Origin of the sequence: Herbidospora mongoliensis (assembly GCF_001570545.1) — a bacterium.
Classification (GTDB): domain Bacteria; phylum Actinomycetota; class Actinomycetes; order Streptosporangiales; family Streptosporangiaceae; genus Herbidospora; species Herbidospora mongoliensis.
Map to the genome: position 1 here is coordinate 625,591 of NZ_BBXD01000008.1, position 25,223 is coordinate 650,813.

Genomic DNA, 25,223 nt, shown 5'->3' on the forward strand with positions numbered 1-25,223 from the left:
GAGCTGGAACGACACACGCTCTGTAGGTGAATCGGTGCGAATCGTTGCCAGAGGAATGCCTGCGGTTGTCCGGGCAAAGACCCGCCGCTCTCGATAGCCTCATCCCTGTGGCACATGTGACGCGGGAGCAGCTTGATCGTCTGCTCGAACAGACCCTGCTGTCCGACGACCACGGTGCCCTCGCGAGGCGCCTCGACGAGCTGGCACAGGGGTACGAATCAGGGGAGGTCTCCCGGGCCTACATCCTGGCTCTGGCGGCCGAGGAGTGGCGTCAGGCGGGCCAGCCCGACGCGGCCCTCGACCGCTACCAGCAGGCGGCCGAAGACGACGAGGGCGACGTCAACGTCGACCCGAGGGCCGGCATCGCCGACACCCTGTTCGAGCTCGATCGGCCGGAAGAGGCCCGCGAGATGATCGAGACGCTGCGCGCCGCGCCGTGCTCCCCGGCGACCGTGCTGAACGTGGCGGAGACCCTGGCGGCGTACGGAGACCTGGCGGGAGCCCACGAATGGGCCACCGAGGGCGTCACGGCGTGCCCCCCGGGAAACTCGATCCGCGAATCGCTTTTGCGCACGCGCTACCGCATCCGCATAGACCTGGGCCTTCCGGAAGACGACCTCGACGCCCTGGCGTCGTAAAACAGAACAGGTCGCGGGTGAGAACACCCGCGACCTGCTGTGTGACTGAGAAGCCGGGCCGCGAGAAAGAACACTCGCGGCCCGTTCTTTTGCCAAAAGGCATATATCAACGGCCCGCACGCTTTGGGAGCGTTGGCCGGAGGCGATAGGGAAATACGGGGAAGAAGATCAGTTAAGGAGAGCGCCGCCGAGGAGGTTCCCGGCGAGCCCGGTGATACCGGCCAGGTCGGCGCCTCCCAGGCCGCCGCCGCTCCGAGCGGCGGGACCGCTCTTCGCGGGAGCCTTGCGGGGCTGGACGCCGTCGACGACCCCGCCCACCGAATCAGTGATCCCGCCGGGCAGGACGCCGACCTTCGGCACCTTCGGCAGCATCCTGGACACCTGGGGAACCGGCGGCACCCCCGGCAGGTCGGGCAGCACGGACAGGTCGGGAATCACGTTGGGCATCCCCGGCAGCGCCGACCCCGACGCGATGCCGAGCACCCCGTCGGTCCGTGCCAGGCCCCCCAGGCCGAGCAGGGCGGCGGCCCGCTGGACCGTCCGGGACACCTCGTCACCGGGGGCCACCCGACCGCACGGCACCCCGGCCAGACGACCGGCCTGGGCCATGGTGATCGCCGCGGAACCGCCCGTGCGGGTCAGGTCGCGGACCGTCTGCCCGGCCGCCCCCGCGGCCTTCGCGACGTCGGCGGTGCCCTTCACGACCGACGCGGCGACCGCGCCGGTCTTGGCGGCGGCGCGGTAACCGGTCACGCACAGACCGTCGTCGGCATGCGCCTGGTGGCCGGCGGCGGACAACCAGCTCACCCCGGCGGTGACGACCGCCAGGGCGACGAGTCGCCCCCGGATGCTACGTGATGTCGACGACATCGACGTCCCCCTGTTCGCTTGCGGTAGTTCGGTGAGTGCCGAACGTAGCAGCGGGGTTTTCGCAGCCGGGAGGCGCTTGTCCCAGTCGTGGAGAAGTGATTACACGCCGGGCCGGACGCTCAGCGTGTCGCCGGCCTCGTCGAGGTCGACGACCACCTCGTCGCCGTCGCGGATCTCCCCGGACAGCAGCGCGCGGGCCAGTTTGTCGCCGATGGCCGACTGCACCAGGCGGCGCAGCGGCCGGGCTCCGTAGAGCGGGTCGTATCCCGTCAGCGTCAGCCACTCGCGGGCCGCCGGGGTGACCGTCAGCGTCAGCCGCCGGTCGGCCAGCCGCTTGGCCAGGTGGAGGACCTGGAGGTCGACGATCTGCGCGAGCTCCTCGGACCCGAGCGCGTCGAAGATGATCACGTCGTCGAGCCGGTTGAGAAACTCGGGCTTGAACGATTTGCGCACCGCCGCCAGCACCGCGTCGCGCTTGGCGCCCGGCTCCAGCGCCGGGTCGACCAGGAACTGCGAACCGATGTTGGACGTCAGGATCAGGATCGTGTTCCGGAAGTCGACGGTCCGGCCCTGGCCGTCGGTCAGCCGGCCGTCGTCGAGCACCTGGAGCAGGATGTCGAAGACCTCGGGATGGGCCTTCTCGACCTCGTCCAGCAGCACGACCCCGTAAGGACGGCGCCGCACGGCCTCGGTGAGCTGGCCGCCCTCCTCGTAGCCGATGTAGCCGGGAGGAGCGCCGACCAGGCGGGCCACGCTGTGCTTCTCGCCGTATTCGCTCATGTCGATGCGGGTCATCGCCCGCTCGTCGTCGAACAGGAAGTCGGCCAGCGCCTTGGCCAGCTCGGTCTTGCCGACGCCGGTCGGGCCGAGGAACAGGAACGAGCCGGTCGGCCGGTCGGGGTCGGCCACGCCCGCCCGCGCCCGCCTGACGGCGTCGCTGACGGCCTGGACGGCGGCCTTCTGGCCGATCAGGCGCCTGCCGAGCTCGTCTTCCATGCGCAGCAGCTTGGCCGTCTCGCCCTCGAGCAGGCGGCCCGACGGGATGCCCGTCCAGGCGGAGATGACCTCGGCGATGTCGTCGGGGCCGACCTCCTCCTTGACCATGGTCTGCTCGCGCTGGGAGGCCTGGATCGCGTCGGCCAGCTCCTTCTCCAGGCGGGGCACCTCGCCGTACATGAGCTTGGCGGCCTCTTCGAAGTCGCCGTCGCGCTGGGCGCGTTCGGCCTGGCTGCGGGTCTCGTCGAGGCTCTTCTTCAGGTCGCCGACGCGGTTGAGGCCGGCCTTCTCGGCCTCCCAGCGGCCGACCAGGCCGTTGAGCTCCTCCTGGCGGTTGGCCAGTTCTTCGCGGAGGCGTTCGAGGCGGGCCACGCTCGCCTCGTCGGTCTCCTTGGCCAGGGCCAGCTCCTCCATCTTGAGCCGGTCGACGATGCGCTGCAGTTCGTCGATCTGCACCGGCCGCGAGTCGATCTCCATGCGGAGCCGGGAGGCCGCCTCGTCGACGAGGTCGATGGCCTTGTCGGGCAGGAACCGGGCGGTGATGTAGCGGTCGGACAGGGTCGCGGCGGCCACCAGGGCGCCGTCGGCGATCTGGACCTGGTGGTGGGCCTCGTAGCGGCCCTTCAGGCCACGCAGGATCGCGATCGTGTCGTCGACGGTGGGCTCACCCACGTACACCTGCTGGAAACGGCGCTCCAGCGCCGGGTCCTTCTCGATGCGCTCGCGGTATTCGTCGAGCGTGGTCGCGCCGATCATGCGCAGCTCGCCCCGGGCCAGCATGGGCTTGAGCATGTTGCCCGCGTCCATCGCGCCTTCGGCGGCGCCCGCGCCGACCATCGTGTGCAGCTCGTCGATGAACGTGATGACCTGGCCGTCGCTCTCCTTGATCTCGTTGAGCACGGCCTTCAGACGCTCTTCGAACTCGCCCCGGTATTTGGCCCCGGCGACCATCGCGCCCAGGTCGAGCGCCACGAGCCGCTTGTTCCGCAGGCTCTCCGGTACGTCGCCCGCGACCACCCGCTGGGCCAGGCCCTCGACCACGGCGGTCTTGCCGACGCCGGGCTCCCCGATGAGGACCGGGTTGTTCTTGGTCCGCCGGGAGAGCACCTGCACGACCCGGCGGATCTCGGAGTCACGCCCGATGACCGGGTCGAGCTTGCCGTGGCGGGCCCGCTCGGTCAGGTCGACGCCGTACTTCTCCAGCGACCGGTAGGTGTCCTCGGGGTTCTCGCTGGTGACGCGCGTGTGGCCGCGCACCTTCTCGAACGCATCAAGCAACGTCTGCGCGGTCGCGCCCTGGGCCTTTAGCAGGTCGGCGACCGGCCCGCCGTCGGTGGCCAGCCCTACCAGCAGGTGTTCGGTGGAGACATAGTCGTCTTCGAGCTGCGCGGCCCGCTGGGCGGCGGTGTGCAGCACGGTCAGCAACTGGCGGGAGGTCGACGGCGCGCTCACCGTGGCGCCCTGCGCCTTGGGCAGCGCCGCCAGCAGGGTTTCGGCCCGCGTCCGCAGGCCCTTCCAGTCGGCCCCCACGGCTTCGAGCAGCGGGACGGCGGTGCCGCCGCCCTGAGCCAGCAACGTGGTCAGGAGATGGGCCGGCCCCACCTCGGGGTGCCCCTCGGCAGCCGCCCGGCGCACCGCCCCCGCAAGCGCTTCCTGGCTCTTCTGCGTCAGCTTGTAATCCATAAGATGACCCCCCGATCTATGAAGGCGGCAACTCGTAGCGGACGACGGCTCGGATGAGGCGGAGTTCGCCGGCGACGCGGTTGATCTCGTCGCGGAGCCGGAGGTTCTCTGTCTCGAGTTCGAGGATGCGTTTGATGCCTGCCAGGTTGATGCCCTCTTCCTGCGACAGCCGCTGGACCTCGCGCAGGAGCACGATGTCGCGGGTCGAGTAGAGGCGGCCCCGGCCGGCGGTGCGACCGGGGCTGACCAGGCCCAGGCGGTCGTACTGACGGAGTGTTTGCGGGTGGAGGCCCGAGAGCTGGGCCGCCACGGAGATCACATAAACGGGCGTCTCGTCGGACAGGTCGAAGAAATTGGCGTCCATCCGCTACTCGCTTCTGGCCTGCTTGATCAGTTCTTCGCGCAGGTCGTGGCCGTCGGTCGCGTCGCGGAACTGCTCCAGCGCGGCCCGTGCCTTCTCGTCGAGGTGTTCGGGCACCGCCACCTGGACGGTCGCCAGCATGTCGCCCTTGGTGCCGTCTTTGCGGGGGGCGCCCCGGCCGCGCACCCGGAAGGTGCGGCCGTTGGGAGTGCCCTCGGGGATGCGGAGCGTGACCGGCATGCCGCGCAGGACCGGAACTCTGATCTCCGCGCCCAGCGCGGCCTCGGGGAAGGTCACCGGGACGGTGATCGTCAGGTTCTCGCCGCTGCGGCCGAAGACGGGGTGGGGCTGGACGTGCACGAGCACGTAGAGGTCGCCCGCGGGGCCGCCGTTCTCGCCGGGGGCGCCCTTGGCCTTCAGCTTGACCCGGCCGCCGTCGCTGACGCCCGCCGGGATGCGGGCCTGGATGGTGCGGGTGCTGCGGCCACGGCCGCTGCCCTCGCAGACCGGGCACGGGTCGTCGACCAGCAGGCCCCGGCCCCGGCAGTCGCGGCAGGGCTCGGAGAAGGCGAAGTTGCCCAGGTTGCGGCTGGCCGCACCGGTGCCGTCACAGGTCGGGCAGACCCGGGGCGTGGTGCCGGCCTTGGCGCCCGTGCCGGAACAGGCCGGGCAGGCCGAGGAACTGGTCAGCCGGAGCGAGACGGTCGCGCCGTCGATCGACTCGGCGAACGACAGGGTGACCTCGGACTCGATGTCCTGGCCACGGCGGGCCCGGCCGGTGGTGTTGGCCTTCGGGCCGCCGCCACGGTTGAACAGGCCGCCGAACAGGTCGCCGATGCGGTCGCCCGCCTGGTTGGTGGTGCCGCCGAACAGGTCGCCGAAGTCGAAACCCTGCTGACCGGCGCCGGGGCGCTGGCCACGGTTGTAACCGCCGAGGCCGCCGCCGAACAGGCTCCTGGCCTCGTCGTACTCCTTGCGGCGCTTGGTGTCGCTGAGGGTGTCGTAGGCCTCGGAGACCGCCTTGAACTTCTCCTCGGTCCCCTTGTCGCCCTTGTTCGCATCGGGGTGGTACTGGCGCGCCAGTTTGCGGTACGCCTTTTTGATCTCTTCGGGAGTCGCGGTCTTGGGCACACCGAGGACGCCGTAGTAGTCCTTCTCCAGGTAGTCCTTGGTGCTCATCTAGCGCTTCCTCCGCGTGAAATACACATATGTGATGGGTGCCCCTCCCGCTGTCGCGGGAGGGGGCTCCCTCAGAGAATCCCTCAGAGAATCAGGCGCCGGTGGGCTCGTCGTCGAGGACGTCGCCACCACCGGACTCCGGCTCGGCCACCGCGACCCGCGCGGGACGCAGGACGCGCTCGCCGAGACGGTAACCGGGCTGCAGGATCTCGACACAGGTCGCCTCGGCGACGTCTGCCGAGTAACTGTGCATCAGGGCCTCGTGGATCGTCGGGTCGAAGGGGTCGCCCTTCGAGCCGTACGTCGTCAGGCCCAGCTTGCCGACAGCCGATTCGAGCGACTCGCTCACCTTGGCGAAACCACCGGTGAGCTCCCCGTGGTCGCGCGCCCGGCCGATGTCGTCGAGCACCGGCAGCAGCTCGTTGATCACACCGGCGACGGCCTGTTCACGAACGGTGATCCGGTCGCGCTCGACCCGCTTGCGGTAGTTCGAGAACTCCGCTTGGAGGCGCTGCAGGTCGGCGGTGCGCTCGGCGAGGAGCTCCGCGGCCGCTCCGCCCAGGGCGGAGGCGTCGGCCACGGTCTCGTCGGGCGCGGGCGCGGTTTCGCGTGCCGCCAGCGTCTCGGGGTCGATCTTGCGGTTGTCGCGGATCACCGGCTCCTGCTCGGAACCGTTCTCACGCGGGGTCACTTGGCGCCGCCCTCCCGCTTCGGCTCGTCGTCGACGATCTCGGCCTCGACGACGTCGTCGTCGCCCTTGGCCGTGTCGCCGTCCTGGTCGGTGGCGCCGGGAGCGCCTTCGCCGGACTGGCCCTGGGAGTTGGCGTAGATCGCCGTGCCCATCTTCTGGCTGACGGTCGCGAGCTTGTCGGCGGAGGCCCGGATGGCCGCGACGTCGGTGCCCTCGAGCTCCTTCTTCAGCTCGGCCAGCGCCTCGGTGACCTCGGCCTTGATGTCGGCCGGGACCTTGTCGTCGTTCTCGCGGAGGAACTTGTCGGTCTGGTAGGCCAGCGAGTCGGCGTTGTTGCGGACCTCGGCCTCGTCGCGACGCTGCTTGTCTTCCTCGGCGTAGGACTCGGCCTCGCGGACCATGCGGTCGATGTCGTCCTTGCCCAGGGAGGAACCGCCGGTGATGGTCATCGACTGCTCCTTCCCGGTGCCCAGGTCCTTCGCGCCGACGTTGACGATGCCGTTGGCGTCGATGTCGAAGGTGACCTCGATCTGCGGGATGCCGCGCGGGGCCGGGGCGATGCCGGTGAGCTCGAAGGTCGCCAGCTTCTTGTTGCGCGAGGCGATCTCGCGCTCGCCCTGGTAGACCTGGATCTGCACGGACGGCTGGTTGTCTTCCGCCGTCGTGAAGACCTCGGAGCGCTTGGTCGGAATCGTCGTGTTGCGCTCGATGATCTTGGTGAAGATGCCGCCCTTGGTCTCGATGCCCAGCGAGAGCGGGGTCACGTCGAGCAGCAGGACGTCCTTGACCTCACCCTTGAGCACACCGGCCTGGAGCGCGGCGCCGATGGCCACGACCTCGTCGGGGTTGACGCCCTTGTTGGGCTCCTGGCCGCCGGTGAGCTCCTTGACCAGCTCGGTCACGGCGGGCATGCGGGTCGAGCCGCCGACGAGCACCACGTGGGCGATGTCGGAGACCTTGATGCCGGCGTCCTTGATGACCTGGTGGAACGGGCCCTTGCAGCGGTCGAGCAGGTCGGCCGTGATGCGCTGGAACTCCGAGCGGGTCAGCTTCTCCTCGAGGTGGAGAGGGCCCTCGGCGGAGGCGGTGATGTAGGGGAGGTTGATCGTGGTCTCGGTCTGCGCCGAGAGCTCGATCTTGGCCTTCTCGGCCGCCTCGCGGAGACGCTGGAGGGCCATCTTGTCCTTGGACAGGTCGACCCCGTGGGCGTTCTTGAACCGGGTGACGAGCTCGTCGACGACGCGCTGGTCCCAGTCGTCGCCGCCCAGGTGGTTGTCACCGGAGGTGGCCTTCACCTCGACGAAGCTGTGGCCGTCTTCCTGACCGACGTCGAGCAGGGACACGTCGAAGGTGCCGCCGCCGAGGTCGAAGACCAGGATGGTCTGGTCCTTGTCCTTGTCGAGGCCGTAGGCCAGGGCCGCGGAGGTCGGCTCGTTGATGATGCGGAGCACGTTGAGGCCCGCGATCGTGCCGGCCTCCTTGGTGGCCTGGCGCTGGGCGTCGTTGAAGTAGGCCGGGACGGTGATCACCGCGTCGGTGATCTTCTCGCCCAGGTAGGCCTCGGCGTCCTGCTTCAGCTTCTGGAGGACGAAGGCGCTGATCTGCTGCGGAGTGAACTTCTTGCCGTCGATCTCCACAGACCAGTTGGTGCCGATCTCACGCTTGACCGAGCGGATGGTCCGGTCGACGTTGGTCACGGCCTGTCGCTTGGCGACCTCGCCGACGAGGACCTCTCCGTTCTTCGCGAAGGCCACCACCGACGGGGTGGTGCGGGAGCCCTGCGCGTTGGCGATAACGGTGGGCTCACCACCTTCGAGGATCGAGACGACGGAGTTGGTCGTCCCCAGGTCGATACCTACCGCACGTGCCATGAGTACGTCCTTGTAGTCAAAGTTGAGTCGATGTAACTCAATATTCGGTGAGTGCGGAAGCGCTTGTCAAACGCTGTCCTGTCAACGGTCTTGAGTCTAGTGGGCTCAACTCTCAGCACGAGCGGAATGTTCCCTAGATATCCCTGATTCGACCCTTAGGGGTTACCGGGACCCGTCGAGGATCACCCTCTTCCCGACCGGGTTCTTGAGCCGCACGTACGTGGCCTTCTTGATCGCCATGGCCACGCACATACCGGCGTCCTTGACCGAGCCGTCGTACAGGGTGATCCGGACCGTTTTCTTCGTCTCCTTGACCACGACCTTGGTGAGCACGGTGCACGGCTCGACCCCCGACCACCACACGACGCGCACCCCGCGCATGTGGGGTTTGGCGGTCAGCCAGCGCACCTTCTTCGGCGACAGCGCGCCCTTCTGGACCTTGACCACCTTCGGCCCGGGGGCGGCGGCCTGCGCGGGGGCGGCCGGGACGAGCAGGGCGGCGACGGCCGCGGCGACGACTAACAGTCTCACTTGGCACCATCCAGGACTTCACGGCCGGCCAGGGGTTTGGCCAGCTTGACGAACGTCTCCTTCTCGATCGCGATCTGGATGCACACCGCCTCGGGGTCGGTGGTGCCCTCCCAGAGGGTCACCGTGACTTCCGTCTCGGCTTCCTTCACATCCACGCGGTCGAGGGTGTAGCAGGGCTCGACCCCCGAACTCCAGGAAATCATCACGCCGTCACCGGCGGGGGTGGCGCGGGTCCAGGGCACCTTCCGGGGTTCCACCGTCCCGCCCTTGGGCTGCACCAGCGACGGCCCGGGGCTCGGCATGGCCGAGGCCGGCGGGGCGGCGGGCTGGTCGGGACCGATCGGCGAACCGCTGTCCACGGCTTCTCCCTTTCCGCAGGCCACGGCCGTGAGCATGACCGCGGTGACGAGCCAGATCCTTCTCATGCCCGTATGACGGGTGTCACTTCGAAGGGGTTCATCAACCCGTTGACTCTGGTATGCCCCCGGGGTCTAATTTCATCGCATGATGAGTTTTGAGGAACCCGCGATAGCCGTCACCGGGCTGCGGGTCGTCCGAGGGGCCCGCGAGGTGCTCCACGGGCTGTCGTTCGAGGTGCCGAAGGGGCAGATCACCGGGCTGCTCGGGCCGAGCGGCTGCGGCAAGACCACGCTGATCCGGGCGATCGTGGGCGTTCAGATCGTCGCCGGGGGCGAGGTGAGCGTGCTGGGGCGTCCGGCCGGGTCACCGGAGCTGCGCCGGCTGATCGGATACTCCACCCAGAACCCGGCGATCTACCGCGACCTGTCGGTGCTGGAGAACCTGCGCTACTTCGCCGCCGTGCTCGGCGCGCCGAAGACCGACCCCGCCCGGGTCCTCGCCGAAGTGGGCCTGGAAGGCGCCGCCCACCAGCTCGGCGGCACCCTGTCGGGCGGCCAGCTCAGCCGGGCCAGCCTGGCGGTCTCGCTGCTCGGCTCGCCGCGGCTCCTCACCCTCGACGAGCCGACGGTCGGGCTCGACCCGGTGCTGCGCAAGGAGCTGTGGGAGCTGTTCCAGGGCCTGGCCGACCGGGGCGTCACGATCCTGGTCTCCAGCCACGTCATGGACGAGGCGGCCCGCTGCCAGCGTCTGGTCATCCTGCGCGACGGCGACATCCTCGCCGACGACAGCCCCGCGGGCCTGCGGGCCCGGACCGACACCGTGGATCTGGAGCAGGCCTTCCTGCGCCTCATCGAAGAGAGGCAAGCGGCATGAGCGCGGTCGCCACCTCGTGCCGGATCATGGGCCGGCTCCGCAACGACGTCGCACAGAGGCGGACGGCATGAGCGCCACCATCACCCTGGCCACGGCACGCCGCATCGGCGGTCAGCTTCGCAACGACCGTCGCACGGTCGCCCTTCTGGTCTTAGTGCCGACCTTGATCATGATCCTTCTCTACTACGTGATCGACAACGAGCTGGTCTTCGCCCAGTGGGCCCCCGTGCTGTTGTCGATCTTCCCGTTCCTGGTGATGTTCCTGGTCACCTCGATCGCCACGCTCCGCGAGCGCACCTCGGGCACGCTGGAGCGGCTGATGGCCTCCCCGCTCGCCCAGCTCGACCTTCTCCTCGGGTACGGCCTCGCCTTCGGCGCCGCCGCCGTCCTCCAGGTGGCGCTGGCGCTCACCGTCTCGCTGACCTGGCTGGGCCTCGACCTGCGGGGCGAGCTCTGGGCGCTGGTCCTGGTCGCCCTGCTCAACTCGCTGCTGGGCACCGCGCTCGGGCTGTTCTGCAGCGCGTTCGCCCGCTCGGAGTTCCAGGCGGTGCAGTTCATGCCGCTGGTGATGTTCCCCCAGCTCCTCCTCGGCGGCATCATCGTGCCGCGCGACCAGATGGCCACCGTCCTGGAGTGGATCTCCAACGTGCTGCCGATGTCCTACTCGCTGGAGGCCATGAAGCTGGCCGTGGTTAGCGGCGACCTGGGCTTCGACTTCTGGCGGGACATCGCGGTGGTGGCCGGATCGGTGGTGCTGGCGCTGATCCTGGGGGCCGCGACGCTGCGTCGGCGTACCCCCTAAACTGCCGGAATGATCGCGATCCTGGGCACCGGCAAGATGGGTGAGGCGCTGCTCTCCGGCCTGGTCCGGGCAGGACGGGCGGCTGACCAGATCATGGTCACCACCCGCCGGCCCGACCGGGCCAAGGCGCTCACCGACACCTACGGCGTCAGGGTCGTCAGCAACGTCGAGGCGGCCGAGCAGGCCGACGCGCTGATCCTGGCGGTGAAGCCCCAGGACATGGGGGCGCTCCTCCGGGAGATCGCCCCCGTGATGCCGGCCGGCAAACTGGTCATCTCGGTCGCGGCGGGCATCACCACCGACTTCGTGCAGGCCCGGTTGGGCGGCCCGATCCCGGTCGTCCGGGTCATGTCGAACACACCGGTGCTGGTCGACGAGGCGATGAGTGTCATCTCCGCCGGGGCACACGCCACCGAGGAGCACCTCAAGCTGACCGAAGACCTGCTCCAGCCGGTCGGCAAGGTGCTGCGCATCCCCGAGTCCCAGCAAGACGGCGCGACCGCGCTGAGCGGCTCGGGCCCCGCCTACTTCTTCTACCTGGTCGAGGCCATGGTCGACGCCGGCATCCTGCTCGGCATGCCGAGGAAGGCGGCGCTCGACATGGTCACGCAGTCGATCGTGGGCGCGGCGATCATGCTGCGCGACTCGGGGGAGCACCCGGTGATCCTCCGCGAGGCGGTCACCTCCCCGGGCGGGACCACCATCGCGGCCATCGCCGAGCTGGAGCGCCACCGCGTGCGGGCGGCCTTCCTGGACGCCATCGAGGCGGCCCGCGACCGCAGCCGCGAGCTCGGCAGCACGAACAAGTAGCCGTCACCGCCTGTGACCAGGCGAAAAGAACTTAATGGTTAGGAAGCTTTCCTTATAGGCTGGGGCGAGTGGTCGTACTCTCCCCGGCGCGCCTGTGGACGCGTGACTTCTCCCTCTACTTCGTCGGCCGGGCCATCGCCCTCATGGGTGACGCGATGTTGCCGGTGGCGGTGACGCTCGGCGTCCTCGGCATCTACGGCCCCGTCGGGGTCGGCATCGTGCTGGCGGCCTGGATGGCGGCCTTCGGCGGCCTCGTTCTGTTCGGCGGGGTGCTGGCCGACTGGTTCACGGCCCGGCGGATGATGATCTTCGCGGACGTCCTGCGCGTCGGCACCCAGTCGGTCATCGCGGTGACCTTCTTCATCGGGCAGCCCGCGCTCTGGCTCCTGGTCACCATGTCGTTCCTGAGCGGCCTCGGGGCGGCGCTCTTCCAGCCCGGCGTGAACAGCATGATCCCGCAGATCGCCGCCGACCCCCAGCGCGCCAACGCGGTCCTGCGGGTCGCCGACGCGGTGGCCAGGCTGATCGGCCCCGGGATCGCGGGGGCGATCGTGCTGCTCGGGGGGCCAGGGTTCGTGTACGCCATCAACGCCGGAACGTTCCTGATCAGCGGCCTGTGCCTGATCGCCATGCGGGTGAAGCTGACGAAGGCCGCGGCGACCTCCCTGATCAGCGATCTGCGGGAGGGCTGGGCGGAGTTCCGGTCCCGTACGTGGATGTGGTCGGTCATCCTCGTCTGGGCTGTCTACGGGATCGTCCTGTTCGGCCCGATGTGGCCGGTGGGCGCCCAGGTCATCTCCGAGGGTGACGGCGGGCCGGCGGCCTATGTCCTGGCCATCACGGGCGAGGGCCTCGGCAGCATCGTCGGAGGACTCGTGGCCCTGCGATACCGGCCGGTCCGGCCGCTGTTCTCGGGTGCGATCGCGATGATCGCCTTCATGGCCATGCCCCTCGTGGTCGCCCTGGCCGCGCCGGTCCCGGTGATCGTCGTCGGCTTCACCCTCGCGGGCGCGGCCTGGGCCTTCTGGTCGGTGATGTGGGCGACCAGTGTCCAGACCCAGGTCCCGGGCGAGGTCCTCAACCGGGTGACCGCCTACGAGGTGGCCGGCTCGGTGCTGAGCATCCCCATCGGCCAGTCGCTCGGCCCCATCGTCGGCGAGGCCATCGGCCCCCGGAACGTCCTGCTGGCGGGCTTCGTCGTCGGGTTGGCCGGGATCGGCGTGCTGCTGGCCATCCGCCCGGTCAGGAACCTGCGCGCGGTGGGTCGTTGACGCCCTCCGCTCTGCGGTGAACGTGTCCGCACGACCGGATGACCCGCCCTTTACGATGGGCGGTTGTGGTGATCCGGCGTGGTATCCCCCTGTTGGCGCTTCTGCTCTTACCGGCCTGTACGGCTGAGGAGGCGCCCCTCGTCCAGACCGCTGCCGTGGCACGGGCCCCTGTCAGCGAGGTGGTGGAGGCCCCGGCGACCGTCGGGGCGCGGGCCACCGCCAGCCTGACCTCGCCCGCCGCCGGGACGGTCGTCAAGCTCTACGTCTCCGACGGCGACACCGTGAAGAAGGGCGAGATCCTCGTCCGCATCGGTGCGCCGCAGGCGCGGGCCCGGCTCAAAGAGGCCAAGAAGGCCGACAAGCAGGCGGCGAAGCCGGTCTCGTTCGGGGGAGCGCCGCGGGTGCCGTCGCTGACCCTGCCTTCGGGGCTTGACGTACACGTACGGAAATCGTTCGCGAAAGCGCGCGCGGCGGCCCGCGAGGTCGCGGACAAGGCGATCCGCAGGCAGTTGCTGTCGGCCATCGCGCTGGCCGAAGAGCAGCACCGATCCCAGCAGAGGGCGCTGAACGGGATCGTGAGTGGGCTCAATCGGACCCTGACCTCGTTCACGGGGCAGCTCGGGGCGGGGATGAGCGGGCTCTCGTCGTCCATGACCTCATTGCAGGCCGCCTCCCGCAGTCAGACGCGGGCGGCGGTGAAGGCCGCTGAGGACACGGTCAAGGGGCTCACGGTCAAGGCGCCGTTCAGCGGGGTCGTCACGCTCGGCGGCGGTGGCTCGGCCGCGCCGTCGTTGCCCGATCTGTCTGATCTGGTGTCCGGTGGCGGGATCCCCGCCCAGTCGACGGGGAGTTCGGCGGGGACGATCGCGGAGGGCGTCCCGGTCTCCCAGGGCGCGGCCCTGCTGACCGTCACCGACGTCTCCGAGCTGAGCCTGCGGGCCGACGTCGACGAGACCGACGTCCTGCTCGTGGAGAAGGGGACCAGGGCCGAGGTCGAGTTCGACGCCGTTCCCGGCGCGGTCTACGACGCCGAGGTCACCGGAGTGGGGGTCACGCCCCAGGAGGGCGCGACGGGCGGTGTCAGTTATCCGGTACGCCTTCAGCTCGCAGACGGCCGTTTCGACGACGGCTCCGAGGCGCCCGACCCCAAACCCGGCATGAGCGCCGTGGTCCGCATGATCGTCAAGGAGTCGCCCGAGGCCGTCGCGGTCCCGGCCGCCGCCGTGGTGACCAGCGGGCGCGACACGGTCGTCTGGGCCGTTGTCGGCGGGAAGGCCGAACGCCGGACCGTCAAGCTCGGAGCGGAAGGGGACGCCTTCGTCGAGGTCGTCGACGGGGTGAACGTCGGCGATCAGGTCATCACCCGAGGGGCCGACGGCGTGCGGCAGGGCCAGGAGATCCGGTGACCGCGTTCGAAGCGGCGGGGCTGACCAGGTCGTACCAACTCGAAGGCGTGACCGTGGACGCGCTGCGCGGCGTCGACCTGACCATCGGCGACGGCGAGTTCGCCGCGATCATCGGCCCGTCGGGGTCGGGGAAATCCACCCTCATGCACCTGCTCGGCTGCCTCGACCGGCCGACCTCGGGTGTGCTGAAAGTGGGCGGCGTCGACGTCTCGACCCTCGACGACACGCAGCTGGCCGAGCTGCGCAACCGGATGATCGGCTTCGTCTTCCAGTCGTTCCACCTGCTCGCCCGCACCTCGGCCCTGGACAACGTGGCTCTGCCGCTGGTCTATCGGGGCGTCGCGAAGGCTGAGAGACGGGCGAAAGCTCGTGAAGCTTTGACAGCCGTCGGCCTGGCTCACCGGCTCGACCACCGTCCCTCCCAGATGTCCGGCGGGGAGCAGCAGCGGGTCGCCATCGCCCGCGCGCTCGTCGGCGATCCCCAGGTCGTCCTGGCCGACGAACCGACCGGCAACCTCGACACCCGCAACGGCGACGAGGTCATGGGCCTGCTCGAACGCCTCAACGCCGACCAGGGCGTGGCGATCGTGCTGGTCACCCACGAACCCGAGGTCGCGGTCCGGGCCCGCAGGCAGATCCACGTCCGCGACGGGCTGATCGAGCGGGATGTCGCGTGAGGACCGCCGAGGCGTTCCGGATGGCCCTCGAAGCGCTGCGGGTCAACCGGCTGCGCAGCGCCCTCACCATGCTCGGCGTGATCATCGGCGTCTCGGCGGTGGTGATCCTGGTCGCGATCGGCACCGGCGCCAAAGACGCCATCGAAGACGAGATCTCCGGCCTCGGCTCCAACATCATCCTGGTCGTCCCCGGCCAGCTGAACTTCCAGGCCGCCCCCACCCAGAGCCGCCTCGACCTCGCCGACGTCGCCTACGTCCGCCGGGTGGTCGGCGACCCCGGCCAGGTCACCGTCTCGGTCCAGTCGGGGGAGAGCATGCGGGTCGGCCGCAACGAGGCGTTCGTGACGATCGTCGGCACCGACGAGAACATCCCCAACGTCTTCGACCGCCCGCTGAAGAGAGGCCGCTACCTCACCGAGAGCGACATCGACACCCGCCGCCGGGTCGCCGTCCTCGGCTCGGAGGTCTCCGGCCAGCTCTTCGGCGACCTCGACCCGGTGGGCAGGCAGGCCACGATCGCCGGGGTGCGGTTCCGGGTCGTCGGCGTGTACGACAAGGTCGGCGCCACCTTCGGAGTCGCGCGCGACCGGGAGGTGCACATCCCGGTCACCACGGCCCAGCGGCTCCTCGGCGTCCAGCGCGTCAACGGCATCGCGATCGGCGCCTCCGGCCCCGACGTGATCGACTCCCTCGGGAAGAAGGTCGTGGACGCCCTGGTCGCCCGCTACCCCGGTGAGAAGTTCTCCGCCGTCACCCAGACCCAGCTCCTCGGCACGATCGGCACCGTCCTCGGCATGCTGACCGGCGTGCTGGCCGCCATCGCGGGCATCTCGCTGCTGGTCGGTGGCGTCGGCGTCTCGAACATCATGCTGGTCAGCGTCAGGGAGCGAACCAAGGAGATCGGCCTGCGCAAGGCACTGGGCGCCCGCCAGCGGGACGTCCTCGGCCAGTTCCTCATCGAGGCCGTGCTCCTCACCACGATCGGCGGCCTGATCGGCATCGCCCTGGGCGTAGGCGGCTCCCTGCTGATCGAGGCGCTCTCCCCGGTCCCCGCCTCGATCACGCTCTGGTCGATCTTGCTGGCCTTCGGCGTCTCGGTCGTCGTCGGCGTCTTCTTCGGGGTGGCCCCGGCCCGCCGCGCAGGGAGGCTCGACCCGGTGGTGGCGCTTCGATCCGAGTGACCGTGCGGTAATTTGCTGGCTATGAACGACTTCTCGCGTGGCGCCTGCGGACCCGTGCGGGTCGTCTGGGACGACGCCCTGACGTCGTATGACTTCGGTCCTCACCATCCTCTCGCGCCGGTGCGGGTCGAGCTGACCATGGCGCTGGCCCGGGAGCTCGGCGTGCTCGACACGGTCGAGATCGTGCCCTGCGTGCCCGCCACCGACGACGATCTCGCGAGCGTGCACAAGCGCGACTACATCGAGGCGGTCAAGCGGGTCTCCGAGCACGGCCGTCCCGACCTGCGGGCGGGCCTGGGCACCAGCGACAACCCGGCCTTCGTCGGCGTCCACGAGGCCTCCGCGCTGATCGCCGGGGCCACGTTGGAGGGCGTGAAGCAGGTTCACCAGGGCGGGGCCGTGCACGCCCTGAACATCGCCGGGGGCCTTCACCACGCCATGCCCGCGACGGCCAGCGGCTTCTGCGTCTACAACGACCCGGCCGTCGCCATTGCCTGGCTGCTCGCCCAGGGCGTCGAGAAGGTCGCCTACGTCGACGTCGACGTCCACCACGGCGACGGGGTGCAGGCGATGTTCTTCGACGACCCCCGGGTGCTGACGATCAGCCTCCACGAGTCGCCGCGCACCCTGTTCCCCGGCACCGGCTTCGCCGAGGAGACCGGTGCCGAGGGGACCGCGGTCAACGTGCCGCTCCCGGCCGGCTGCGGCGACTCGGGCTGGCTGCGGGCCTTCCACGCGGTGGTGCCGCCGCTGCTGCGCGAGTTCGCGCCCGACTTCCTGGTTACCCAGCACGGCTGCGACTCCCACGCCCTCGATCCCCTGGCCCATCTGATGCTGTCTCTGGACGGTCAGCGGACGGCGTACCGAGAACTTCACACACTCGCCCACGAGACGGCCGGTGGGCGGTGGCTGGCCACCGGTGGCGGGGGATACGAGCTCGTCCAGGTCGTGCCGAGGGCCTGGACCCACCTGATCGCCGAGGCCGCGGGCGCCCCCGTCGAGCCCGGCACCGCGACGCCCGAGGCGTGGCGTGCGTACGTCCGTGAGCGGACCGGGGAAATGCCGCCGCTCACGATGACCGACGGGCGCACCCCTGAATACCGGCCCATTTCGGAGGGTTACGACCCGGCCGATCCGATCGACCGCGCGATTATGGCCACCCGGAACGCGGTCTTCCCCTACCACGGTCTGGATCCCCTGCCATGACGCGCGAAGAGCTCATCGACCACCTCGTCCGCACCCGCATCGCCGGTGACGTGGCCACGAGCCGCGAGAACAACCTCGACCACTACCGGTCGCTCGCGGTGCGTGACCCCCACTACATGTTCGGGCTGACCTTCGAGGGCGCCTGGGCCTACCGCGACGTGCTCGACCTGATGGCCAAATCGGCGGGCGTGGTGGCCGATCCCGGCCACCGCTCCGGCCAGGACACGATCGATCCCGAGCGGACCCTGACGGCTCTGGAGGCGATGGGCGACCGGATCGCGGCGGCGCTGCGGAAGCCGAACCCGAAGATGATCATCGCTACCGGGCATCCGACCGGGCTGATGGTCGTTCACATGGCTATCGCTCGTTTCGTCGTGACTCAGGGGGCTACTCTCCTTACTCCGGCGGAAGGGTGGACGTACCTTCCCGGTTCGTTCGGCCGCCGGCGCGCGATCCGCTACATCGACGACGTCGCGCTTCTCGACGACGGCGGTGCCCTTGTGCACACGCACGACTCCGCTCCGATGCGCAGGATGCTCGAAGAGGAAAGACCGGATTTCGTCATCGCCGACCACGGCTGGGCGGGCGGGGCCGGAGAGGCCGGCATCGAGACGGTCGGGTTCGCCGACTGCAACGATCCCGCCCTTTTCGTGGGAGAAGCCGAGGGGAAGATCGCGGTGACCGTCCCGCTGGATGACAATGTGCTCCCTCGGTATTACGGACCGTTGACCGACCACCTGCTCCGCAGGGTCGCCGCTGGCCTTTAAGGGCGTCCCATTTGTGGGATTACGCGCCCGCTTTTGCACCAGTGTGTCGACCGGTTGCCAACTTTTTGGTGATCCTGGGCGACTCTAATGTGAGAGAAGTTGGTCCGTTCCAAGATCAAGGCGAGGGGCACGGTCCGGCTGCTGGCCAGCGTTTTTCGTGGTTTCGTGGGCAAGATTCCCCGAGGGCTGATGAAATGGGGGGTTTGCCTCCGTGAAGTCCCGACTTACGCTGACAGCAGTACACGTGCGTGAGCAATGGCACCAGTGGGGATAACCCGGATACACGTGCGGAAGAGGCGTCCGATGGGTGCAGGCGAAAGACCTCTCAGCGAGGTGAAGTTCCTGACGGTGGCAGAAGTGGCCACCGTCATGCGGGTGTCCAAGATGACGGTGTACCGGCTCGTGCACTCGGGCGAGTTGCCGGCCATCAGGGTAGGCCGGTCCTTCAGAGTGCCCGAACAGGCGGTGCACGACTATCTGAGGGACGCTTTCATCGAGGCTGGATGAAGTGACGACTAGCGATTAGCAACACCAAGGGCCACGCGGGTCCCCCCGGGGGAACGATCAACCGTGGATCGCCGGTAGGCTGTTGTGCCGGTGTGCGCTCGCGCACCGGTACGACTGTTACCTTCACCTGGGGGTCCCGTGGGCTCTGTGATCAAGAAGCGCCGTAAGCGCATGGCCAAGAAGAAGCACCGCAAGCTGCTCAAGAAGACCCGCATCCAGCGGCGTAACAAGAAGTAGCCCACCCGCGGTCCCTGCGAGGGAAGAGTCTATGAGTCCCGTGACCCGGACAGTCCTGGTCACCGGGATATCGCGGCACATCGGCGCTCGGTTGGCGAGCGTCCTCGCAGCCGACCCGGCCGTCAGCCGGGTCATCGGGGTCGACACGGTGCCGCCGGCGTCACTCGTACGCGATGGCGGCGCCCCATCCGATCCCTTGGGCCGAGTCGAGTTCGTCCGCGTCGACCTGCGCAGTCCTGACATCGCCCAGGTCATCGCGGCGGCCGACATCGACACGGTCGTCCACATGAGCCTGATGAGCGGGCCGGGCGGCAGCCGCCCGGCGATGAAAGAGCACAACGTCATCGGCACGATGCAGCTGCTCGCCGCGTGCCAGCGCTCTGAGACCGTGCGGCGGGTCGTCGTGCGTTCCACCACTGCCGTCTACGGCTCCTCACCCACCGACCCCGCCGTCTTCACCGAAGACAGCGAGCCGGTGGAGGTCCCCCACACCGGCTACGGCAAGGACGCGTCCGAGGTCGAGGGCTATGTCCGCGGCTATTCCCGGCGGCGGCCCGACGTGGTGACCACGACTCTGCGGTTCGCGAACTTCATCGGGCCCAGGGTCGACTCCCCGCTGACGCGCTACTTCCAGTCGCCGATCCTGCCGACGGTGCTCGGCTTCGACCCCCGCCTCCAGTTCATCCACGAGGACGACGGGGTCGAGCTGCTCCGGCGGGTCGCGCTCGACGATCATCCCGGCGTCTTCAACGTCGCCGGCGACGGCGTGCTCCTGCTCTCGCAGTGCCTGCGGCGAGCGGGCCGGTTCTGGCTGCCGGTGCCGTCACCCGCGTTCCGATTCCTGGGCGAGGGCGCCCGCGCTCTCGGCCGGATGGACTTCACCCCCGAACAGCTGGCCCTGATGAGCCACGGGCGGGTGGTCGACTCCGCCAAACTGGGCCACGAGCTCGGCTGGGCGCCGAAATTCACCACGGCGTCGGCGTTCGACGACTTCCTCCAGACACGATTGGGCAGGTCGGTACGATGATCAGCCTGGCTGGTCTTGATCGGGGCGTGTCGTGACCGCCGAGGAGATTCTCAGCTTCGCCGCCCGCCGCCTCTCCGGGCGCTACGAGGTCGACGAGTTCGGCTATGACGCCGAGCTCAACGACAAGGTGCTGCTCGAACTGCTGCGTCCGCTCTACCGCCACTGGTTCCGGGTCGAGACGATCGGCCTGCACAACCTGCCGCCCGAGGGCGCTCTCGTGGTCGCCAACCACTCGGGCACGCTGCCCATCGACGCCCTGATGTTGCAGGTCGCCCTGCACGACGAGGCCGGGCGGGCGGTCCGGCTGCTCGGCGCCGACCTCGTCTACCGCCTGCCGGTGCTGGGCCATCTGTCCCGCAAGACCGGCCACACGCTGGCCTGCAAGGAAGACGCCGACCGGCTGCTGCGCAAGGGCGAGCTCGTCGGGGTCTTCCCCGAAGGGTTCAAGGGCATCGGCAAGCCCTGGGCCGAGCGCTACAAGCTTCAGCGGTTCGGCCGGGGCGGGTTCGTCGCCTCCGCGATCAGGGCCGGGGTGCCGATCGTGCCGTGCTCGATCGTCGGCGCCGAGGAGATCTATCCGAAGATCGGCGATCTGCCGTTGCTGGCCCGCCTGCTCGGCCTGCCCTACCTGCCGATGACCCCGCTGTTCCCCTGGTTTGGGGCGCTCGGGCTGGTGCCGCTGCCGTCGAAGTGGCTGATCGAGTTCGGCGAGCCGATCAGGGCCGACGAGGTCGACCCCGAAGAGGCCGACGACCCGATGGTCGTCTTCGAGCTCACCGACCAGGTGCGGGAGACGATCCAGCGCTCGCTCAACGCGCTGCGCCTGCGACGCGGACCGGCGTTCTTCCTTTAGCCCTTTTTGTAGAGGCGCCGCAGTTTGTAGAGGCGCCGCAGCGCGACGCCCGCCGCCACACCGCCGGCCACAGCGCCCGCCGTGGCCGCGATGGGCAGTCCGATCATGGTCGCCTTGCGGGTGGTGCGGAAGTCACGTACCTGCCAGCCGCGCTGCCGGGCGTGTTCGCGCAGTTCGGCGTCGGGGTTGATGGCGTAGGGGTGGCCGACCAGCGACAGCATGGGCAGGTCGTTGGCCGAGTCGCTGTAGGCCGAGCAGCGGGTCAGGTCGAGCCCCTCGCGCCGGGCCAGCGCCCTGACGGCCTCCGCCTTGGCCGGGCCGTGCAGTAAATCACCCACCAGATGGCCGGTGTAGGCGCCGTCCTCCGTCTCCGACACGGTGCCGAGGGCGCCCGTCAGGCCGAGGCGGCGGGCGATGACGTGGGCGAGCTCCACCGGGGTCGCGGTGACCAGCCACACCCGCTGACCGGCGTCGAGGTGGGCCTGGGCCAGCGCGCGGGTGCCCGACCAGATGCGGTCGGCCATCACCTCGTCGTAGATCTCCTCGCCGAGCAGGACGACCTCGTCGACTTTCAGCCCGGCGACGAACGCCAGCGCCATCTCCTTGGCCTTGGCGACGTGGTCGGGGTTCTCGTTGCCCCGGACCCGGAACATCGCCTGACCGACCGCGAACTTGACCAGGTCGCCGGTGGTGAACAGGCCGCGCGCGGCCAGGCCACGCGCGAAGTGGTAGATCGATGCCCCGCGGACCATCGTGTTGTCGACGTCGAAGAAGGCGGCGGCGGTCAGATCGGGCTCGGCGCTCGCGACGGGAAGCGGGATCGCGGCGGCGGCCGCCACCTCACCCGCGAGTTCCGCTGCTTCCCGCCGTCTCAGTAGCCGCTTCATAGCCTCCGAGCTTAACCGCTGGGGTTCCATCGACCGGTTGCCCGCGCGTGAACAGCGCTAGTTGGCCGCCACGCCGGCGTAGCCGGAGATGAGGGACAGGTACTGCGTCGCGATCTCGCGGTTCTCGGCGTCGAGCTTCGGCACCATCTTCTCGACGACCTTCTTCTGATCCCGGGCGAACCTGCGGACCTTCGCGGGCGGCTTGGTGGGCTGTTTCACCCTCTCCAGCGCGGCCCGCGTGGTGGTCTCCATGTCTTCCAGGGTCTGTCCGAGCAACTCTTCGCTGTCGGGCGTGGCGGCCTTCAGCAACTCGGCCGCCTCGGAGGCGCGCGAGCGGGCCACCGTCATCTGCCGGTCGGTCCGCTCGGCGTCGCTCGTGGTGAGCGTCAGCAGCGTCGACTCGGCCGCCCGCTTCAGCGGATAGAGCAGCTCACCGGGCACGGTCGAGTAGGTCAGCGCGGCCATCGACACGGTCGCCGCGACCATCCCGCCGAGGGTCAGCCACGGGCGGAGCCGCACCAGCAGCGGAATCCGCCGGATGCGCGGCCGTGCGTGGGCCGGGCCGGGACGCTTCGGGGCGGCGGCGCGTTCCTCCTGGTGGGTACGCAGCAGCTCGGCCCGCAGCCCGTCGCGGAACTCGGCCCGGGGGCCGCTGCCGACGTGGTTGTCCGCATGGTGGCCGAGCTCTCCCAGCCTGGCGGCGACACGCGCGGCACGCCGGGCACGCGAAAGACGCCACCACCCCATCGCCAGAGCTCCCGCTCGAAGATCCACCCACCCCTGCGAATGGACCAACGACGCTGCGTCGGAGGGGTTACGGGGCGTGTCTCAACTGAGATCTTTCGGGAGCGTCCTGGCCAGCGCCTTGATGGCCCGGAACTGGAGGGCTTTGATCGCGCCGCTCTTCTTGCCCATCGCCGCGGCGGTCTCGGCGAGCGACATCCCGTACAGGAAACGCATGATCACGCACTCCTGCTGTTCGGGGCCGAGCTGCTGGACGGCGCGCATGACGTGCTCGTTCACCATGTTGGTGATCGCGGCGTTCTCGGGGATGTGGGGGCCGTCGAGCGGGGTGTCGAGGACCTCGGCGGTGGACACCTCAAGGCGGCTGCGGCCCGACTTGAAGTGATCGGTGATCAGGTTGCGGGCGATCGTCACGAGCCAGGCCCCGAAGTCGCGGCCCTGCCAGGTGAAGTCGGAGATGTTGCGGAGCGCGCGCAGGAAGGTGTCACTCGTCAGGTCCTCGGCGAGGGGGTGGGAGCCCACGCGGAAGAAGACGTACCGGTAGACGAGATCGACGTACCGGTCGTAAAGCTGCCCGAAGGCCTCGGTGTCGCCCGTCTTGGCGCGCAGCACGAGGACGCGCATCTCGTCGAACTCAGGCGAGACCGCCTCGGGTGCGGGCTGCAACGCTCCAGCGGTGACCGCAGGGGCCAGCCCGGCTAACGACCAACTGTTCAGCATCCGGATATCCCATGGGATAGGGGAAGTCGGCGTGCTCGCCACTCTAGAAATCCCCCATAAATTACACAATGAGGGCCGTCTCTGTAATCCCTTCCGTAACGGACGCTTCCGACGACCTTCGCTGGCTGGGCGTGGCGACAGGGACAGGCCATAGAGTTGGTCCGTCATGGAACTCGTTGTCGCAGTCATCGCGTTCGCGGGGGCGATCCTCGCTGCGGTCACCACAGGCGTCCTCGTCGGGCGGATCCGTGAGGAGTCCTCCGGCTGGCTCGTCGCGTGGGCGATCACCACGGTCGCGGTGTGCCTCGGGCTCGGTGCGATCGCCATCGGCACCCTCCTCGGGTTCGGCCCCCTGACCTTCCGCGTGTTCCAGGTCGGCGGCGCGCTGCTGGCGCCGCTGTGGCTTGCCGGTGGACTGATCCAGTTGCTCGCGGAGTCACGTTCCGCGCGGCTCGGGGGCTGGCTGCTGGCCGGTGGCCTCAGCTTCGTGGGCGCGGTCATCATGACTCTCGACCCGGTGCTGAGCGGCTTCACCAAGACCCTGCCGATCGGCGCCACCCACTGGGACATCTGGCCCGAGTGGCTGCTGCGCGGCGTCCACGGCCTCGACCTGCTGGTCCTGTTCGTCGCGTTGATCGTGGCGCTGGTGCGGATGCGCTCGGGCGACGACTACGACGCCGACAACATGAACGCCACCGTCGTGCTGGCCCCGATCGGCATGGCCGTGATCGGCTCCCAGCTCTTCACCGTGCAGGGCATCTTCGTCGCGACGCTGCTGGCCGCCATCCCCGGTGGCATCTGGTACGCCGTCAGCCGCCCCCTCGCCCCCTACGACGACGAGGAAGCGGCGCAGGCTCCTTCGCCGCAGCAGCAGGGCCCGCCCAGCGGCCCGATGCCGGTGCAGCCGCAGCAGCCGATGTGGCAGGAGCAGAGCCTCGGCCGCCGCGTGGCCGGAATGCCGCCGCCACAGCCGATGGCCAGCCCGATGACCGGGCCCATGGGCAGCCCTCCGATGGGAAGCCCGATGTCCAGTCCCATGGGCAGCCCTCCGATGGGTGGCCCCCCGATGCCCTCGACCGGGCCGCAGCCGGCGATCCCACCGGGCGCCACCCGATCCGGGCTGGGCGATCTGGTCGCCGAATACCGGGCCGGCGAACAGCAGGGCGGTTTCGACTACGGCGCCCGCATGCAGCCCCAGTCACCCCAGCAGCCGCCGCTGCCCCCCGATTTCGGCGGCCCGGCGACCGGCACCCTGATGGCCGCCGACGCCTACAACCAGCAGGTCCCCGAATACGGCATGCCGCTGCCGCCCCCGACGGCCTCCACCGAGTTCGCGATGCCGAACACCGGAGTGCTCTACCCAGGCCAGGTCCAGGCCCAGATGCCACCCCAGATGCCACAGGTCCCGGCTCCCGCCACCGGTTCGGTCCGGCCCTCGCCGACCATCTACGGCATGCTGACCGTCTTCACCCTGATGGACGGCGCCGGCGACGCCTTCGACAAGCTGGCGGAGGACACCGTCGAGCAGGTGCTCCGCAACGAGCCCGACACGCTCCTGTTCGTCTCCCACGGCGTGAAGTCGGCCCCGCTCCAGCGGCTGGTCTACGAGCTCTACCGCGACCAGACCGCCTACCTCGACCACCAGCGGCAGCCCCACATGGAGCGGTTCGCCACCGAGCGTCAGCCGCTGGTGCTGGCCACGAATGTGATCGAACTCACCGTCAACGCGGCAAAGGTCGTGCCGCTGCCGACCACGTTCAAGCTGTGAGCGCGGCCCGCAGCCGGTTCTCGTCGACCCGCCAATAGTCGTGCTGAACCCCGTCGATCAGTGTCACGGGGATCATCTCCCAGTATTTCTCCAGGTCAGCGGGGTCCTGGGTGATGTCGCGCTCGTCCCATTCGACGCCGAGTTCGGCGGCGACGCGCGTGATGGTCGCACGGGCGTCGTCACACAGGTGGCAGCCGGGTTTGCCGAGCAGGGTGATGCGGTGAGCCATGCGCCTACCGTACGGGCCGGATTCCGGACCGGCGGACATCCCTGACACCCTGGGAGTGAGCACGACAACGGGGTCGTT

26 protein-coding genes and 1 pseudogene are annotated in these 25,223 nt (G+C 69.4%); 15 read left to right on the top strand and 12 right to left on the bottom strand.

The features are described from left to right. Positions 1 to 107 precede the first annotated feature (107 nt). Positions 108 to 638 carry a tetratricopeptide repeat protein gene (locus AW272_RS03130; RefSeq protein WP_245657170.1) on the top strand — a complete coding sequence of 177 codons (531 nt, stop codon included), beginning with the start codon at positions 108 to 110 and terminating at the stop codon, positions 636 to 638. Between the two features lie 168 nt (positions 639 to 806). Here the strand turns inward: AW272_RS03130 and AW272_RS03135 are convergent, their stop codons facing one another. The 8 genes and pseudogenes from AW272_RS03135 to AW272_RS03170 form a co-directional block, all read right to left on the bottom strand. Next, entirely contained in the window at positions 807 to 1,508 is a 702-nt protein-coding gene (locus AW272_RS03135; RefSeq protein ID WP_066360870.1) for a hypothetical protein, read from the bottom strand. A gap of 99 nt (positions 1,509 to 1,607) precedes the next feature. After that, complete coding sequence (clpB, locus tag AW272_RS03140; protein ID WP_066360872.1) at positions 1,608 to 4,187, bottom strand: ATP-dependent chaperone ClpB; 2,580 nt, start codon at positions 4,185 to 4,187, stop codon at positions 1,608 to 1,610. A 105-nt stretch (positions 4,188 to 4,292) separates the two neighbouring features. Continuing rightward, positions 4,293 to 4,551, bottom strand: a pseudogene (locus tag AW272_RS03145) (heat shock protein transcriptional repressor HspR); the annotation flags it as partial. 3 nt (positions 4,552 to 4,554) lie between these two features. Further along, positions 4,555 to 5,727 (bottom strand): molecular chaperone DnaJ, encoded by a 1,173-nt coding sequence (dnaJ, locus tag AW272_RS03150; RefSeq protein ID WP_066360874.1) that lies wholly within the window; start codon positions 5,725 to 5,727, stop codon positions 4,555 to 4,557. Between the two features lie 91 nt (positions 5,728 to 5,818). Next, positions 5,819 to 6,418: a nucleotide exchange factor GrpE gene (grpE, locus tag AW272_RS03155; protein ID WP_066360876.1), complete on the bottom strand. Its 600-nt coding sequence runs from the start codon at positions 6,416 to 6,418 to the stop codon at positions 5,819 to 5,821. Beyond that, positions 6,415 to 8,289 carry a molecular chaperone DnaK gene (dnaK, locus tag AW272_RS03160; protein WP_066360878.1) on the bottom strand — a complete coding sequence of 625 codons (1,875 nt, stop codon included), beginning with the start codon at positions 8,287 to 8,289 and terminating at the stop codon, positions 6,415 to 6,417. The genes grpE and dnaK overlap by 4 nt, the downstream gene beginning before the upstream one ends. A gap of 162 nt (positions 8,290 to 8,451) precedes the next feature. Next, positions 8,452 to 8,820, bottom strand: a complete 369-nt coding sequence (locus AW272_RS03165) for a hypothetical protein (protein ID WP_083957898.1) — start codon at positions 8,818 to 8,820, stop codon at positions 8,452 to 8,454. Continuing rightward, entirely contained in the window at positions 8,817 to 9,245 is a 429-nt protein-coding gene (locus AW272_RS03170) for a hypothetical protein (protein WP_245657171.1), read from the bottom strand. The genes AW272_RS03165 and AW272_RS03170 overlap by 4 nt, the downstream gene beginning before the upstream one ends. Before the next feature lie 79 nt (positions 9,246 to 9,324). Here AW272_RS03170 and AW272_RS03175 point away from each other — a divergent pair, with 79 nt between their 5' ends. The 13 genes from AW272_RS03175 (at position 9,325) to AW272_RS03230 (ending at position 20,797) form a co-directional block, all read left to right on the top strand. Continuing rightward, entirely contained in the window at positions 9,325 to 10,053 is a 729-nt protein-coding gene (locus AW272_RS03175) for an ABC transporter ATP-binding protein (RefSeq protein ID WP_218010769.1), read from the top strand. Between the two features lie 67 nt (positions 10,054 to 10,120). Next, the gene (locus tag AW272_RS03180) at positions 10,121 to 10,855 is read left to right on the top strand and encodes an ABC transporter permease (protein ID WP_066360881.1); all 735 of its coding nucleotides are present in this window, start codon (positions 10,121 to 10,123) and stop codon (positions 10,853 to 10,855) included. Between the two features lie 9 nt (positions 10,856 to 10,864). Beyond that, positions 10,865 to 11,665, top strand: coding sequence for a pyrroline-5-carboxylate reductase (gene proC, locus AW272_RS03185; RefSeq protein WP_066360882.1), 801 nt, complete (start codon positions 10,865 to 10,867; stop codon positions 11,663 to 11,665). A gap of 68 nt (positions 11,666 to 11,733) precedes the next feature. Further along, on the top strand, positions 11,734 to 12,936 hold the full coding sequence (locus AW272_RS03190) for an MFS transporter (RefSeq protein ID WP_245657172.1): 1,203 nt from the start codon (positions 11,734 to 11,736) through the stop codon (positions 12,934 to 12,936). A gap of 92 nt (positions 12,937 to 13,028) precedes the next feature. Beyond that, positions 13,029 to 14,342 (top strand): efflux RND transporter periplasmic adaptor subunit, encoded by a 1,314-nt coding sequence (locus tag AW272_RS03195; protein WP_169807478.1) that lies wholly within the window; start codon positions 13,029 to 13,031, stop codon positions 14,340 to 14,342. Then, a complete protein-coding gene (locus tag AW272_RS03200; RefSeq protein WP_066360891.1) occupies positions 14,339 to 15,019 on the top strand; it encodes an ABC transporter ATP-binding protein in 681 nt (226 codons plus the stop codon). The genes AW272_RS03195 and AW272_RS03200 overlap by 4 nt, the downstream gene beginning before the upstream one ends. Beyond that, positions 15,016 to 16,200, top strand: a complete 1,185-nt coding sequence (locus AW272_RS03205; RefSeq protein WP_066360894.1) for an ABC transporter permease — start codon at positions 15,016 to 15,018, stop codon at positions 16,198 to 16,200. The genes AW272_RS03200 and AW272_RS03205 overlap by 4 nt, the downstream gene beginning before the upstream one ends. 21 nt (positions 16,201 to 16,221) lie before the next feature. Continuing rightward, positions 16,222 to 17,406, top strand: coding sequence for an acetoin utilization protein AcuC (locus tag AW272_RS03210; protein ID WP_066360895.1), 1,185 nt, complete (start codon positions 16,222 to 16,224; stop codon positions 17,404 to 17,406). Next, the gene (locus AW272_RS03215; RefSeq protein WP_066360897.1) at positions 17,403 to 18,173 is read left to right on the top strand and encodes a phosphatase; all 771 of its coding nucleotides are present in this window, start codon (positions 17,403 to 17,405) and stop codon (positions 18,171 to 18,173) included. Before AW272_RS03210 ends, AW272_RS03215 begins: the two co-directional genes overlap by 4 nt. Before the next feature lie 303 nt (positions 18,174 to 18,476). Then, on the top strand, positions 18,477 to 18,680 hold the full coding sequence (locus AW272_RS03220) for a helix-turn-helix domain-containing protein (RefSeq protein ID WP_030456159.1): 204 nt from the start codon (positions 18,477 to 18,479) through the stop codon (positions 18,678 to 18,680). 138 nt (positions 18,681 to 18,818) lie between these two features. Continuing rightward, positions 18,819 to 18,917 carry a 30S ribosomal protein bS22 gene (locus AW272_RS40285; protein ID WP_018654693.1) on the top strand — a complete coding sequence of 33 codons (99 nt, stop codon included), beginning with the start codon at positions 18,819 to 18,821 and terminating at the stop codon, positions 18,915 to 18,917. A 40-nt stretch (positions 18,918 to 18,957) separates the two neighbouring features. Further along, positions 18,958 to 19,944 (top strand): NAD-dependent epimerase/dehydratase family protein, encoded by a 987-nt coding sequence (locus AW272_RS03225; RefSeq protein ID WP_066360898.1) that lies wholly within the window; start codon positions 18,958 to 18,960, stop codon positions 19,942 to 19,944. A gap of 31 nt (positions 19,945 to 19,975) precedes the next feature. Next, the gene (locus AW272_RS03230) at positions 19,976 to 20,797 is read left to right on the top strand and encodes a lysophospholipid acyltransferase family protein (RefSeq protein ID WP_066360900.1); all 822 of its coding nucleotides are present in this window, start codon (positions 19,976 to 19,978) and stop codon (positions 20,795 to 20,797) included. Here AW272_RS03230 and AW272_RS03235 read toward each other — a convergent pair. From AW272_RS03235 to AW272_RS03245, 3 genes are all read right to left on the bottom strand, one after another. Then, positions 20,794 to 21,684: an HAD family hydrolase gene (locus AW272_RS03235; RefSeq protein WP_066360902.1), complete on the bottom strand. Its 891-nt coding sequence runs from the start codon at positions 21,682 to 21,684 to the stop codon at positions 20,794 to 20,796. The genes AW272_RS03230 and AW272_RS03235 overlap by 4 nt on opposite strands. Positions 21,685 to 21,741: 57 nt before the next feature. Beyond that, the gene (locus AW272_RS03240) at positions 21,742 to 22,431 is read right to left on the bottom strand and encodes a DUF5667 domain-containing protein (protein ID WP_066360904.1); all 690 of its coding nucleotides are present in this window, start codon (positions 22,429 to 22,431) and stop codon (positions 21,742 to 21,744) included. 81 nt (positions 22,432 to 22,512) lie between these two features. Then, entirely contained in the window at positions 22,513 to 23,148 is a 636-nt protein-coding gene (locus AW272_RS03245) for a sigma-70 family RNA polymerase sigma factor (RefSeq protein WP_066360906.1), read from the bottom strand. Between the two features lie 166 nt (positions 23,149 to 23,314). Between AW272_RS03245 and AW272_RS03250 the strand changes: the two genes are divergently transcribed. Continuing rightward, the gene (locus AW272_RS03250; RefSeq protein ID WP_066360908.1) at positions 23,315 to 24,916 is read left to right on the top strand and encodes a putative quinol monooxygenase; all 1,602 of its coding nucleotides are present in this window, start codon (positions 23,315 to 23,317) and stop codon (positions 24,914 to 24,916) included. Here the strand turns inward: AW272_RS03250 and AW272_RS03255 are convergent. Continuing rightward, positions 24,906 to 25,145 carry a glutaredoxin family protein gene (locus AW272_RS03255; protein WP_066361216.1) on the bottom strand — a complete coding sequence of 80 codons (240 nt, stop codon included), beginning with the start codon at positions 25,143 to 25,145 and terminating at the stop codon, positions 24,906 to 24,908. The genes AW272_RS03250 and AW272_RS03255 overlap by 11 nt on opposite strands. Positions 25,146 to 25,223: the final 78 nt, after the last annotated feature.